The sequence below is a fragment of the Chitinophaga sp. G7 BAM 1005 genome (assembly GCF_057126945.1).
This window is the reverse complement of sequence record NZ_CP181478.1, coordinates 4,803,494-4,818,731: the sequence shown is the minus strand read 5'-3', so window position 1 is coordinate 4,818,731 and position 15,238 is coordinate 4,803,494. Positions and strand designations below refer to the sequence as shown.

Sequence of the window (15,238 nt, the reverse complement as noted above, 5' to 3'; positions counted from 1 at the left end):
CGGATTATCAATTATACGAAACGGATTTTTTTATGGGCTTAGTTATTACAGATGATGCCAACCAGGTATTGCTAATGGAAGAAATTCCTGTCGATTACCATAAGATCCGTTCCAGGGGAATGATTGAAGAAACCCAGGAACTGCATAAGGATTTTGGCTCTGCCACTGTGCACGAATATAACTTCGAAGGCACCAGCATTGCCTGTTGCAAGGCACAGGTTTACGAGAATATCCATATTTCTTCAGATTTTATTGAACCCCTGGTCATGCTGTTGTTCATGGAACAGGGAGATATTACTACCACACTGGGGGGGATTTCAGACAATTTCAGGTTTTCCACACAGGAGCATAATCTCATGTTTAGCCCGGTGCAAACGGAGACGGTAGCGGTAAAGAAGCAGCGGGACATTCACCTTTTGGGCCTGAGCTTTACGCCGGCGCGTTTCCTGGAGCTGGCGGAGAATAATGGGAGGGTGCTGGATGGACTGGCCAATAACGTGGCCGGGAATAAATCTGTAACGTTGGCGGATAAGTATAATCCCCGGATCACTCCCCGCATGAAGATGGTAATGGAAGAGGTGCGTCAGTGCAAATTCCAGGGCGGATTGAAAAAGCTGTTTTTACAGTCCAAAGCGATGGAATTGCTCGCGCTGCAATGTGAGCAGATGGAAGCGGCTCAATCGTCCGGTACGCCTTTACGCAATAAGATCACTCCGCGGGATGTGGAGAAGCTGTATTACGCCAGGGACCTGGTGATACAGCATGTGCAACAGCCACTGAGCCTGGAGGAGTTATCGCGCAAAGCGGGGTTGAATGAATTTAAGTTGAAATCAGGCTTTAAGGCCATTTTTGATAATACGGTATTTGGTTATTTAAACGACCACCGCCTGGAACTGGCCAGGGAACTGATACAGGGCGGAGATCTGCCCATGTCGCTCATTGCGGAGCAGGCCGGATATTCGTCTCCCCAGCACTTCAGTACTGCTTTCCGTAAGAAATTCGGGGTGAGTCCCGGGAAAGTCAGGGGGTAAGAATAAAAAAGGACAGGAGAAACCAACCGTTTCTCCTGTCCTTTTATTCTCCTGTTAATACGCCAGTGTAAAGCGTTGTTTGATATGTTGCGGCTGTTCCAGTTCATCCAGCAAGGCTACTGCGTAGTCGGCCGAAGAAATTTTACTCTCTCCTTTATCATTAAACACTACCTGGTTTGTGCCCAAACGGAATTTACCGGTACGTTCACCTGGTTCTATCATCATAGCCGGGCTTATTACGGTCCAGTCGAGATCTGTAGATTGTTTAATCACATTGAATGCGTCGCGGGTGGCAGTGGCGCCGCCTTTCCACTCTGCGGGGAATTCGGGGGTATCCAGCAATTGCACTCCCGGCGCGATTTCCAGGCTGCCTGCACCACTCACAGCGATCAGTCTTTTGATACCGGATTTTTTGGTAGCATTAATAATGGCGTTGATTGCTTTTACGTAAGTGGCGGAGTCATGGGCGCTGTAAGCGCTGATCACGGCTTCATTGCCAGTCAGCAGCGGAATTAACTCTGCTTCGTTGGTAGCGTCTCCCTTTTTTATGGTAAGATGCGCGTTGGTAACGGTTATCTTTTCCGGGTGACGAACGATAGCGGTAACTTCATGTCCTCTGCTCAGCGCTTCATTTAAAATGGCTGATCCTATAAATCCGGATGCTCCGATGATGGCAACTTTCATGATTTTTATTTTTTTGTAGTGACTAAGTAATACAGCCTGCCCGTGCTGATTGTTCTAATTGTTAGGAAAAATATTACAGTTTAGAGGATAAAAAAAACAGATCTTCTGATCTGTAATAAAAATAATTACAGTACAAAGATAGGGAAGATATTTTAATTACCAATTGTTTTTTGCGGATGTTGTCTTTCTCAGGATTAACCGTGATTAAGCTGATTTAGGGATTTGATCACTTTTGATTTAGAAAGATTTTGGGAGATATAAGCGGATATATTCGCTTATATCTCCCAAAATCCTTTTAAAATCATTTCTAAAATCCAAAAAGTAAAATCAAGTAAATCAACTTAATCACGGTTAATCCTGAGAAAGACAACATCCGCGAAAGTTATTTCTTTTCTACGAGGTAAGCAGTCATCTTGCTGCTTACCGTTTTGGCAGCCGGTTGTACAGTTTCTGTTTTAACGGTAGGAGGAACCGGTGGTTGTTTGGTATGAAACATCTCCGCCAGGGTGGGTGCAATCACCAATGATACAATAGACATCAGTTTGATGAGGATGTTCATACTTGGGCCGGAAGTGTCTTTAAACGGATCGCCTACGGTATCGCCGGTTACGGATGCTTTATGCGGCTCAGATTTTTTGTAGTAGGTTTCGCCGTTGATTTCCACGCCTTTCTCGAAAGATTTTTTTGCGTTATCCCAGGCGCCACCGGCGTTGTTCTGGAAAATTCCCATCAGTACACCACTAACGGTAGCGCCGGCGAGGAACCCACCCAATACTTCCGGACCAGCTATAAAGCCTACCAGCAAAGGAGAGATCAGGGCAATAGCGCCAGGCAGCATCATTTCACGGATAGATGCCTGCGTGGAAATAGCCACACATTTATCGTATTCCGGTTTGCCGGTACCTTCCATGATGCCGGGTATTTCGCGGAACTGGCGGCGTACTTCTTCCACCATCGCCATCGCTGCACGGCCTACTGCCGCAATAGCAAGAGACGAGAAGATGAACGGGATCATACCGCCCACAAACAAACCTGCCAGTACGTTGGCTTTATAAATGTCGATACCCTGGATACCAGCCACGCCCACAAAGGCGGCAAACAGCGCCAGTGCGGTTAAAGCAGCGGAGGCGATGGCAAAACCTTTACCGGTAGCGGCAGTGGTGTTACCTACTGCATCGAGGATATCTGTTTTTTCTCTTACTTCTTTGGGCAGTTCACTCATTTCAGCAATACCACCGGCGTTATCTGCAATAGGGCCAAAGGCATCGATGGCCAGCTGCATGGCTGTGGTGGCCATCATACCGGCTGCGGCAATGGCTACGCCGTATAATCCAGCCAGGTGGAACGAACCGGCAATACCGGCAGCCAGCACCAGGATGGGCAGGGTAGTGGATTCCATACCAACAGACAAACCACCAATAATATTGGTAGCCGCCCCGGTAGCAGATTGACGGATAATTGATTTTACCGGGCGTTTACCCATTGCAGTATAGTATTCTGTGATGATACTGATCAGCGTACCTACTGCCAGTCCTACCATGATGGCGCCGAATACCTGTCCGCGGGTAAATTCATGACCGCGTAAGGTCATGGCGCTTTCCGGGAGGATCCAGTTTACCAGGAAATAGGAAACGATAGCCGTTAATATGATAGAACCCCAGTTCCCCATGTTCAGTGCTTTTTGCACTACGCCGGTATTCAGCCCGGAGCCTTCGCCGATGCGAACAAAGAGGGTTCCGATCATGGAGAAGATGATACCTGCGCCGGCGATGATCATTGGCAGCAGGATAGGGGCGATACCGCCGAATGCGTCATGTGAAATGGTTTCAGACCCCAGTACCATAGTAGCTAATACGGTGGCTACGTAAGAACCGAACAGGTCGGCGCCCATACCGGCTACGTCGCCTACGTTATCGCCCACGTTATCTGCAATAGTAGCGGGATTCCGGGGATCATCTTCCGGGATGCCGGCTTCCACTTTACCTACCAGGTCGGCGCCCACATCGGCTGCTTTGGTGTAAATACCGCCACCCACACGGGCAAACAGGGCAATACTTTCCGCGCCCAATGAAAAGCCCGTGAGCACTTCAATGGTTTTGATCATTTCAGCGGTATTGGCTTCTGCCCCGAAATATGATTTCAGTATAATAAATAAGGAGCCTAATCCGAGAACTGCCAGGCCGGCAACACCCATTCCCATTACAGAACCGCCGGTAAATGATACCTGCAGCGCTTTGGCGAGACTGGTACGCGCTGCGTGCGCGGTACGCACATTGGCTTTGGTGGCTATTTTCATGCCTATGAAACCCGCAGTGGCGGAAAATACCGCACCAATCACAAAAGCCAGTGCGATAGACCAGTGGGAGTTTTCATGTGTAGCTCCCATGTATCCCAACAGCAGGGCGGCAATAATCACAAAGTAAATAAGGACTTTATACTCAGCTTTCAGAAATGCCATAGCGCCTTCAGCGATATGCTGGGCTATCTCTTTCATTTTGTCGTTACCTGCATCCTGGCGTGTAACCCAGGAGCTTTTAACAGCCGTATACAACAATGCCAATAATCCAAAACATGGAACGAGGTAAACTATATTCATGTAAACGAAATTTATAAATACGTGGTTGATAAAAAAGTTTAATGATTAAAAAAAATAGGATTCCAAAAAAATATTCAAATGAATATAAAACATAAATTATTAATTGTGTACGCGGTAAATAAAATTATTGTACACATGGGCCATGAGTAAGTGTTTCAGGCTAAAAAAAATAAAGCGCTCAGATGCCTTCCCGGAAGGCGTTGCCCAGTGAGGTGATAATGTCAGATGCGGTCATGGCTTCCTGTGAGAGCTGCGCCGCTGCCAGGTCGCCGGCATAACCGTGCAGCCACACGCCCAGGAGCATGGCGGCTTTTGGGGTATACGCCTGCGCCAGCAAACCGGTCAGGATCCCGGTGAGTACATCTCCGCTGCCACCGGTAGCCATACCGGGGTTGCCGGTGTGGTTGAAATATACGGCGCCATCCGGGCAGGCAATGGCGGTGTACCGTCCTTTCAGTAAAATATACAGCTGCAGCTCCACTGCTTTTTTTGATAATAATTCCAGCCGCGCTATATCGTTGGCTGTTTTGCCGAATAACCGCTCAAACTCTTTCGGATGTGGGGTGAGCAGGGATCCTTTCGGCACTTTATATAACAGGTAGGGATATACGGAAAGCAGGTTGAGGGCGTCGGCATCTATTACCATTGGGCGTTGCCAGGCGTCCATCAGCATTTCGAGCGATTTGGCTGTTCCGGGTTGTTTGCCGATGCCGGGACCAATGCCTATGGTCTCGTAACCGGCAGAACTGATTCCTTTATGAAAATGGGTGTTGTAATGGGCGTCTTCGTCGGTGATGCACATGGCGGCCGGTTCGCTGATTTGCATGATCTGGGTACCGCATTGGGGAACATGACAGGTAAGCAGGCCCACTCCGGCGCGGAGGCAGGCGCGTGCACTTAATACCGCTGCGCCCATTTTTCCATAGCTGCCGGCAACGAGCAGCGCGTGGCCGTAAGTGCCTTTATGGGCGAAGGGATCCCGGGGGCGGTAAATGGTGCGCATCATTTCACGGTCGGACAGGTGATATCGTGCAGGCGTTTGCGTTATAAAATCGGGGTGTAACCCGATCGGCAAGATGTGTACATCCCCTGCGTAAGGTGCATTTTCCGGTAACAGGAAAGCCAGCTTATAAAATTCAAAGCTCAGGGTGGTGTGTGCCTGTATCACGGGGCTGTGTATACTGCTTTCATCGGCCATCAGGCCGGAGGGCATATCTATGGCTATAATGGGGTGTTTGTGGCGCTGGTCGTTGATAAGGTGTATAATACCTGCTACCCAGCCGTCTACCGGGCGGCTCATACCGGTACCGAAAATGGCGTCTATGATGATGGCATTGGGAGGTAGTTCCGGAAAGTCGGATACATCGCCGATGGTATAGATCCCTGCGGGATGCAGCTGTTGCAGGGTGTGGAGCTGGTGTTCATGGTCGGGGCTTGTTTTGCTGCTATGCTGCAATATGCCGGTATGTACATCGTAACCATGTCCGAGCATTAAGCGGGCAATGACCAGTCCATCTCCCCCGTTATTTCCTTTCCCGCAAAAAATATAAACCGGATGTGAGGGGGAATAATGATCTTCCAGCCAGGCGGCACATTGTCCGGCTGCCCTTTCCATCAGGTGTGTACTGCTGATGGGTTCATGAGCGATGGTAAAGGCATCGGCCTCCCGGATCTGTGCAGCGGAGAAGATTTTCATGTTCCGAATGTTGAACATTAAAATTACTCCAAAATAAGGAACATAAAAAAACGGATCATGCTTGCCTCATGATCCGTTTGTAATGAAGTGGTCGCCGGGATTAAAAAGTATACCTGGCAGACACACCGCCGATCTCCTCACCAAGATAGTTGGTGGGTCCAACAAACTGTACGTAAGGTTTCAGATCAGCACTGATGTTTAAAGGAATTTTCTTGAAAGTGTATTCGATACCAATGATAGCATCCAGGCCCGGAGATACATAAGTACCCTTGCCTTTTTCCATGTAACGGTCCCAGTCGTAATCACGACGGTCGTAGAAGCCTACGTGCGCACCACCGCCGGCATACATATTCAGTTCAGGCATACCTATATTCCAGTTGTATTCATACAAGCCGGTAAAAGTAACGTTTGTTTTGTGTGAGTGGTTGGTGGTTACCAGTCCTTCTATTGCGTGAGGACCCTTAATGAAGTGCTTTATGGTAAAGCCCACTACCCACGGATTCAGGCGGATACCAAGTGCGGTTTCGTAGTTGGATGGATCGCTGCTCTGATAACTTTTTTTCTTCTGCGCGTTTGCCTGGATCGCAAGTACAGCAATAAGGCTGAAAAGTAACACGACTTTTTTCATAGATGTGTTGTTTGAATGAAACTTAAAAATATACGTTGAGAAACGTTGGCTTGTTCTCTAAAGTATATACACGACGAAATTAATTTCAGGGTTGCTTTGCAAGAACAGTGCCAACCGGTTTGATCAGTCGCAGAAAAATAAATCCGCCGATGCCTGCTGCGAGGGAGGCAACAATTACTGACATGATAGCTATAATCTGCATTTCCCTTTCCTGGTAGGCCAGCGAAGAAATAAAAATAGACATGGTAAAACCAATACCGGCAATAAGTCCAACGCCGGCAAGCTGTAACCAGCCTGATTTTGAAGGCAGTGTGGCCAGTTTAAGTTTTACGGCCGCAAAGGAAAGCGTAAAAATACCCAGTGGTTTTCCCAATATCAATCCGGCAATGATGCCGTAACTAATCTTATTGTGCAGCGCGCCGCTGATATCTGCGGGTAAAAGGATGGCGGTATTGGCGAGGGCAAACACAGGCATGATAATAAAATTCACCGGATCATGTAAATTATGCACCAGTCCGGCTATACGGTCCTGCGGAATACAGAACGCCAGCAATACCCCCGCAATGGTAGCATGCACGCCTGAATTGAAGATGCAATACCAGAGTACAATACCGGGGATAAAATAAAGGATCAGCCGCTGTACTTTCAGGACGTTCAATAACAGTGGTATGAGTAATACACCACCACCAATCAGTAAATATTTTACATCCAGGTGCGGGGTATAAAAGATGGCAATGGTTAATATGGCGCCCAGATCGTCGATAATGGCCAGCGCCATCAGGAAGATTTTGAGACCTACCGGCACTCTTCTTCCCAGCAGGGACAAAATACCCAGTGAGAAAGCGATATCAGTAGCCATAGGAATACCCCAGCCATGTGCATAGGGGGTATTTTTATTGAAGAGGGCGAAGATCAGCGCGGGGAACATCATTCCGCCGATGGCAGCCAGTACCGGCAAAATGGATTTGCGCACAGAAGATAATTCTCCTACGGTGAGTTCCCTTTTTATTTCCATTCCCACCAGGAAAAAGAATAGTACCATCATACCGTCGTTTATCCATAACAGGTAGGAATTGGGCAGGTGTAAAGACCGGTATTGATAATGGTGACCGCCTGCGGGATCAAATAAAGTATTCCAGAACCCTATATAATCCTCCTGCACACCGGAATTAGCCAGTACCATTGATATGATAGTGCATACAATGAGTACTATTCCTACCGCGCGACTATCTTTCAGAAAAGTATAGATAGGGGACATCAGTGTTTTCCGTATGATGTTAATAGAGGTCTTGATCACAGCATTTCTTTTGGGTGAAAAAATATTTCCGGGAGATATGATATTGGAAATGACCGCGGTGAATCAGCCATTTCCAGGTATCATTCCAACGAAAATTATTGCATTAGCTCGTATTTTGTTTTGGGTTGCCGTTTAATATCCCACTTAAAGTTTTCCAGCAGGAGTTGGTCTTTAGGTCGTTGTGTAAACGGATACACGGTTCCTTCCGGATCTTTGATCAGTACTACTTTATCTACTTCCCCTTTCTTAAAGAAGATATTGATAATGGCGCACTGGGCTTTGTTGACGCTCATATAGGCGCCGGCTTTGTCTTTAATAAAGTTGATCGTTTCTGCGTTCCCTTCCACATGCATCCAGTCGAGGGTTTCACCCAGCACGTAGCCGGTAATCACGTTGCCTTTGATCTGGTTAAACATGCCTGGTCCGGCTTCATTAATAATAAAGCCGTTGTTTTTGAGCAGCATTTTATCTGCTGTCTGGTTTTTGGTGAACATGAGAATGGTATCGCCGCTTAGCTGGGTGGTGTTATTGGACCAGAGTACCGGGGTACCATAAAAGCGGAAGATAGAATCCTTTGACGAATAGTATACGCTGTCTGCCACGCCCTGGAGGGAGTCGGAGAATATTTTTACATGATGGTAAGCGAGGATATAACGTTGCTCGCTGGTGTCTTTAGGCGCCGTGAGGGCCATACTGTCTGCATGGTGTTTGATACCGGGCAGGGAATCGTGCATCACTACATCCGGTATGGGCGCCACTTTTATGTTTGTTACCGCAGAATCCAGTTTCTGCCTGGTTTTGGCAAGGGTACTGTCGGCGATGAACATCATAACGTTGGCGGCTACACTATCCTGTTGTCTCCGGGCGATAGAGTCGCCGCGTGTGATGGGGGATATGGTAGCGGTAAATTTCTCCGGCGGTCGTATATTTTTGATTGTTTTCAGATTCTTCGTGGGAGAATCCGGGATGCGTTTCAGGCCGGCCACAGAGGGAATAGATAAGCTGTCGTCTGGTCTGATCACGCCTGAAAACAGGGTGTCGGCGGCCATATACAGGGTATCTTTATTTTTTTCCATGATGAGCAGCGGCTTCTGGGTGGCGAGGATCGTTTTTTCGCGTTGGTTTACGATGCCCCTGTTTGCCAGCAGCGACATTTTGCGGGCGGTATCTTTATACACCATGTTACCGGTGGCATAGGCCATGCCGGAGAGTTTATCCATTTCTATGTTATCGGCGGTAATGGTGCCGGTGCTGTCTTCGATGGTAGGCCTGTTACCAAAGTTACCGTATCCTTTTTCCGTATCATAATAACCGCTGGTGGCGTACATTACGCTTTTGTCGTTATTGTTGATGGTGGTAGGCGCTACGATGGTGGCTATTTTGGTATCGGTGTTATAGAGCAGTTCATCGGTGCTGAGGGTGTATTCCGGATCTACCAGCAATACATTCCGCATGAAGTGCATTTCTTTGGTATCGGTGTAATAGTATCCTTCATCGCTGGTGAGTACACTTTTACCATTTACGAGCTGACCGGTTTTAACATAGGAGCCTATCTTGGCGTTCATGTCGTATTGCAGTTCCGGTCCGGTGATGGTTACTTTTCCGTCTGTGAGTTTTGCATTTTCCCTGAGGAGTGCAATGCGGGTATTGGCGTCATAGTTCAGGTAATTACCGTAAATATGAACGCTGTCGGCCTGGTTAATATGTATATGGCCGTATGCGTCGATGATATTGGTTTTATTATTTTTCACGGCGCTGTCGCAGTTAAACAGGGTAGTTCCCTGTTTAAATACGGCGTTGCCGATGAAGCGGGTAACGCTGATAGAATCTTTTTCATTCATGATCAGTGTATCCGCGTGAATAATTTCAATTACAGACCCGGTTTTCGGCGCCGGTTGGGCCGGAAACTGGGCGCTGGCCGTAGCTGCCAGCAGGCAGATGACGGCCAGAAAAATCCCTGATTTTATGTATCGATGCATTGATTCTTTTTATTGTACCGTTATTGTGTCAGAAGGTAACGGTTTCGTTTTATCTTTTTTGCCAAACAGGGAGAAGTGTACATAACGTTTTGGATTAACCCGCAGGTCTTCCAGCAGTTTATTCAGATTACCCAATGAGTACTGAAGGTTGTTGTACGCTTTTTTATCGTTCAGCAGCATGCCTGCAGTGCCGTCGGTTGTATTCAGTTTGTTGAGGGTCTGGTTAAGGCCGGTGACAGTTTGCTGCAGTTGTTGCAGTGTTTTGTCGATGTTGCCTTTAGCCAGCGCATCGGTGGCTTTCTGGGCATTATCCAGTATACCGGTAATTTTACCGTTATTCTCTTTCAGGTTACCGGTAACGGCGGCCAGGTTATCGAATGTTTTCTGGATGTTACCGTTGTTGGGATCCAGCATACCGTTGAGGGATGCGGAGGTATGCGTAAAGTTACGCATGGTGGTATTAAGGTTGCGGATGGCGTCCTGGAGGTTGCCTTTTGCAGTGGTATCGAGAATGGCATTTACCGACATCAGTACGGAGTCGATATTAGACAGGGTGCCTTCCAGTTTTTTTACCAGCGGGTTAAGCTGTTCTTTCAGGGCATCGGTCATAGAGCCATCCACGGCTGCGTAGATGGTATCGCCATTTTGCAGATATTCGCCGGCGTTACCCAGGTCGAGCTGTACTGTTTTGGTACCTAGCAGGTCGCTGCTGATACGCGCTACAGAATTACGGGGGATATCAATTTTTTTGTTAATGGTGATGGCTACCAGGATGCGGGAAGCATCTTTGCCCATTACTTCCAGGTTAGCTACATTACCAACTACCAGACCATTTACCTGTACGGCATTGGCTGGTTGTAAACCGTTTACCTGGTGGTATACGGCGTAAATGGTTTTATTATTTGAAAACAGGCTTTTTCCTTTCAGCAGATTAAAGCCCAGCACAAGTAAGGTTATACCCAGCACAGTTAATACACCTACTTTGGTTTCGTTAGATAATTTGAGCATGAGATTCGTATACGTTCACGCAAAAATAATCAAAAAGCATGCACGGAAGTGATCGTACGAAAATGTTAGTAATAAAAAAGAGGAAAGGGGGGTAATAAGGAGAGGGGATTGGGGAGGTGTTATGATTAACAGGAAGTTACGAAAGCGTCTTTAAAACCCAATTTGCGGGCTTTGCGCATGGCGCCGGAGGCTTGTTCATCGGTCCTGAACCGGCCCAGGATATATTTGTTCAGTTTTTTTTTATTCATCACGATGGGTTGACGGTTCACATCACCGCGGAGCTTCCTGAAAATGGAAGCTCCCGGTTTATAAAATTTGTCAGTAATCATGAGTTGTACGCAATAGCTGTCGCCGGGTACAGGCGCGGATTTATCATTGCTGCTCCTGTTGCTGGTATTTAAGTAAGCGGTGGTGTTATTGCTTTTAGCAGATACTTTGGTGGTAGACGGCTGGGTATTGCGGTTATTGGTAAACCTGTCGAGTTCCTCACGGTAACGCTTAATGGCTTTATAAATGCAATTGGCCAGCTCCTGTTGTCCATTGTTGGAGTTGAGGTAATCTTCTTCTTCCGGGTTACTGATAAAGCCCAGTTCCACTAACACGCTTGGCATGGCGGTGGCAGACAGTACCCAGATTCCTTTTTCATTTCTTTGCCTGGCGCCGCGGCTGATACGTCCTACCCGGGTAAATTCATCTTCAATGAGGGTAGAGAGGCGGAGGCTCTGGTCGAAGTAGGCGTTTCTCAGGGTATTGAGCAGGATGAAGGTTTCCGGATCGTCGCTCATCAGCTGCTGGCTTTCTTCTGAGTTGGCATCGAGCACGATAACGGAGTTTTGTTTCAGGGACTCCATCTTAGCGTTGTTTTTACTGGTAGCCCATATATACGTTTCTGTGCCTTTGGCATTGCTGGGGTAGTAAGCGTATATCGGTGTTTTTACCGGGATCTTCTTTTTCCCTTTCTTACGGTAGGTGGTTTTGTAACCGGTTACTTTGCGGATCTTCCCGGTAGAATTACAGTGGATAGACACAAAAAGTTCCCCTTTATTGTCGTTGGCAATCTGGGCTTTTTTGCGGGGATCGTCGAAGCGATCACTTTTTCGTGTATACACTACCTTTACATCGGGCATATTTTCTTCCAGGATCTTTCCCAGTTTCAGTGCCACTTCCAGGGTTACCTGTTTTTCGGTAGAATAGCTGCCTTTTGCGCCGGGATCTTCACCGCCGTGGCCGGCATCAATAACAATAGTTCGTATAGGCTTGTCCTGTTTATCGGAAACGGGATTTGTTTTGGCCTGAATAAATAAGGTACAGGTGAGTAGTGTTCCCAGTCCTAAAATCCAAAATCGGTTCCAGCGCATGATTCTCATTTTAATGGGTGCTGTTTTTCACAAAAAATAAAAAAATAAGTTTATCTGTTAAATTAATAATCCGCTTGTTCCACGTGAGTTTCCGCTACCTTTCGTTATATTACCTTACAAACATTACAAGTTACCATTTGTAATAAATTGTATAAAATCTTGTAGGTTTGCCGCCATAACACATGAACGCTAGCTACAAAAATAATTATAAAAAGTTTTTTCGGCATACATACCTGGTTTTTGCCGGTATGTTCATCGCCATTCCCTTTATTATAGATGCAGTTGCAGGTGAAAGGCCACAAGTTGTTACATTTTTTAACAAAAGTTTGGCAGATACAATCCCGCTGATCCGGAAAGATACCGGTAAAATACCCAAACCCGCAGCTGTTCCCCCCGTCACAGCCGATTCCACCCAATTAACCAAAGGCGTAGACACCAGCGGTGAAACGACAGTTGATACCTTGTTCGTACCAAAGATATCAAAAGACACGCTGGATGCGCCGGTAAATTATAAGGCAAAGGATTCCATTATCCTGATGGTACCCGATAAACGCTTCTATTTATATGGCACGGCCAACACAAAATACAAAACGATTGACCTTTCTGCCGAAAAAATGAATTTCGACCAGGAAACCGGCATCCTGGAGGCTACCAACGCCAAAGATACTGCCGGCAAGCTGTTTGGCGGCCCGGTGATGAACGACGGGGGACAAAGCTTTGAATCGGATACCCTCAAGTATAACTTTACCTCCCAGAAAGCAAAAATCTATAATACCCGCTCCCAGTACGGAGAAGGCTACATTCACAGCCAGCAAACCAAAAAAGCGGCGGATAATACCATTTTCGGCTTTAAAAACGGGTACACCACCTGTAACCTGGATACCCCGCACTTTAGCTTCAGAGCCCGTAAGATAAAGGTGATCCCCGATAAACTGGTGATCTCCGGTCCGGCTAACCTGGAAATTGAAGGCATTCCTACACCTTTGTATATACCTTTTGCCATTTTCCCCATTACCCAGGGACAACGCTCCGGGATACTGCCGCCACAGTACGTAGTGAACCAGCAGAAAGGGATCGGCCTGGAAAACGGCGGGTACTATATCGGGCTGGGCGATCATTTCGACCTGACCATGCGGGGGGATGTGTATTCTTACGGCAGCTGGAGCCTCACGGCCAGTCCTACCTACCGGAAACGCTATAAGTACAACGGAGGCCTAAACCTGAGCTTTGCCAATACCCGCTTCGGGGACCCGGCGGTGAAATCAGAGTTCAGCACGTCTAAAGACTTCCGGGTAACCTGGAACCACAGCATGGACAGCAAAGCCCGCCCCGGCGTGAACTTTGGCGCCGCAGTGAACTTCGGAACCTCGTCTTATAACAAATACAACGTGTATGATTACAATACCCGTGTAAATAATAACATCGGATCATCTATCACGTTCTCAAAAACCTGGCAGGGCAAACCCTATAACCTCACGATGGGGTTGAACCACTCCCAGAACTTAAGTACCCGCGATGTGTCCATCTCTTTCCCGGATGCTACCTTCACGGTGAACACCATCTACCCTTTCCAGCCAAAGGAAATGGTGGGTACGCCAAAGTGGTACGAAAAGATCGGGGTTTCCTACAATACCATCCTGCGTAACCAGGCTAATTTCAAGGATTCCCTGTTTGGTAAGCAAGCGATGTTTGATGCTATGCAAACAGGTATGCAGCATAGTATCCCCATCTCGTTTTCTATCCCGGTGTTTAAAACCTTTACCTTATCACCAGGGATCAACTATACAGAATACTGGTATACCAAGAAATTTGCCCGTAAATGGGATCCCCAAAAGTGGAATCCCGGACTCGATACTTTGGGTGCTATTGATACTACTTACATTCCCGGTTTCTACAGCGCCCGCGATATCAGTGCCAGCATGTCGTTGTCTACCGCCATATACGGTATGTACACGTTTAAAAAAGATTCAAAGATTAAAGCCATCCGCCACGTAATGCGGCCTACGCTGAGCGCCAGCTACCGCCCGGATCTTTCCAGCAAGTATTACCATGAACTCCAGTACAATAAAGAGGGCGATAAGCAAATGGTATCCGACTTCGACGGAGCTATCATCGGGGTGCCATCTCCCGGCGCATTTGGTGGTTTGAACTTCGGACTGGATAATAACCTTGAGATGAAGGTATTCTCGAAAAAAGATACCACGGGGAACCATGAAAAGAAAATAAAATTATTGGATGGTTTTGGCATCAACGGCAGCTACAACCTGGTGGCCGACTCGTTTAAACTGTCTACTTTCAGCCTGTACGCCCGTACCAACCTGTTCGATAAACTGAACATTTCCGCCAGCGGTAATATAGATCCTTACCAGGTGGATGCCCGTGGCCGCCGCCTCGATAAATACGTATGGCAGCAGGGTAAGATCAGCCTGGGCCGTTTAACCAACGCCAGCATTTCCATGAGCACCTCGTTCCAGTCGAAGGATAAAAAGAGCCAGGAGAAGGAACAGAAGATCGATTCTATGGAGAATGTACAGGGCGCAGACGCCGCTTTTGCTGCACAACAGCGGCAGCTGCAGATGGTGCGTAACAATCCGGGCGAATATGTGGATTTCGATATTCCCTGGCGTGTGGATCTTTCCTATAGCTTATCTTATACCAACACCATTATCCCCGACTCGGGCGGTGTGGTGAAGCGTGTCACTCAATATGTAAGTTTTAATGGCGATTTTAGTCTCACGCCAAAATGGAAGATCGGTTTGAACAGTGGTTTCGACTTTACCAATATGCAGGTGGCCTATACGAATATGTATATCTCGCGCGACCTGCACTGCTGGCAGATGTCTATTAACCTGATTCCGTTTGGTACCTTCCGGCAGTTTAGTATCACCATTAATCCGAAAGCCGGTATTTTGCGTGATCTGCGGATAAACCGATCGAGACAGTTCCAGGATCTCTAACGAA

10 protein-coding genes are annotated in these 15,238 nt (G+C 47.3%); 2 read left to right on the top strand and 8 right to left on the bottom strand.

What is annotated here, in order from left to right:
• Positions 1-32: 32 nt before the first annotated feature.
• On the top strand, positions 33-1,031 hold the full coding sequence (locus tag ACMXI2_RS19175) for a helix-turn-helix transcriptional regulator (RefSeq protein WP_483777689.1): 999 nt from the start codon (positions 33-35) through the stop codon (positions 1,029-1,031).
• Between the two features lie 54 nt (positions 1,032-1,085).
• Here ACMXI2_RS19175 and ACMXI2_RS19170 read toward each other — a convergent pair whose 3' ends face one another.
• The 8 genes from ACMXI2_RS19170 to ACMXI2_RS19135 form a co-directional block, all read right to left on the bottom strand.
• Complete coding sequence (locus ACMXI2_RS19170; protein WP_483777688.1) at positions 1,086-1,715, bottom strand: NAD(P)-dependent oxidoreductase; 630 nt, start codon at positions 1,713-1,715, stop codon at positions 1,086-1,088.
• Positions 1,716-2,097: 382 nt separating this feature from the next.
• Entirely contained in the window at positions 2,098-4,311 is a 2,214-nt protein-coding gene (locus ACMXI2_RS19165; protein WP_483777687.1) for a sodium-translocating pyrophosphatase, read from the bottom strand.
• Positions 4,312-4,489: 178 nt separating this feature from the next.
• Positions 4,490-6,007 (bottom strand): NAD(P)H-hydrate dehydratase, encoded by a 1,518-nt coding sequence (locus ACMXI2_RS19160; RefSeq protein WP_483777686.1) that lies wholly within the window; start codon positions 6,005-6,007, stop codon positions 4,490-4,492.
• Between the two features lie 100 nt (positions 6,008-6,107).
• Complete coding sequence (locus ACMXI2_RS19155) at positions 6,108-6,635, bottom strand: hypothetical protein (protein ID WP_483777685.1); 528 nt, start codon at positions 6,633-6,635, stop codon at positions 6,108-6,110.
• Between the two features lie 85 nt (positions 6,636-6,720).
• Positions 6,721-7,932, bottom strand: a complete 1,212-nt coding sequence (nhaA, locus tag ACMXI2_RS19150) for a Na+/H+ antiporter NhaA (protein WP_483777684.1) — start codon at positions 7,930-7,932, stop codon at positions 6,721-6,723.
• Between the two features lie 95 nt (positions 7,933-8,027).
• Positions 8,028-9,911 carry an OstA-like protein gene (locus ACMXI2_RS19145; RefSeq protein WP_483777683.1) on the bottom strand — a complete coding sequence of 628 codons (1,884 nt, stop codon included), beginning with the start codon at positions 9,909-9,911 and terminating at the stop codon, positions 8,028-8,030.
• A 9-nt stretch (positions 9,912-9,920) separates the two neighbouring features.
• Positions 9,921-10,919, bottom strand: a complete 999-nt coding sequence (locus ACMXI2_RS19140; protein ID WP_483777682.1) for an MlaD family protein — start codon at positions 10,917-10,919, stop codon at positions 9,921-9,923.
• Positions 10,920-11,044: 125 nt separating this feature from the next.
• Entirely contained in the window at positions 11,045-12,277 is a 1,233-nt protein-coding gene (locus ACMXI2_RS19135; RefSeq protein WP_483777681.1) for an N-acetylmuramoyl-L-alanine amidase family protein, read from the bottom strand.
• Between the two features lie 326 nt (positions 12,278-12,603).
• Here ACMXI2_RS19135 and ACMXI2_RS19130 point away from each other — a divergent pair, with 326 nt between their 5' ends.
• On the top strand, positions 12,604-15,234 hold the full coding sequence (locus ACMXI2_RS19130) for a putative LPS assembly protein LptD (RefSeq protein WP_483777680.1): 2,631 nt from the start codon (positions 12,604-12,606) through the stop codon (positions 15,232-15,234).
• Positions 15,235-15,238: the final 4 nt, after the last annotated feature.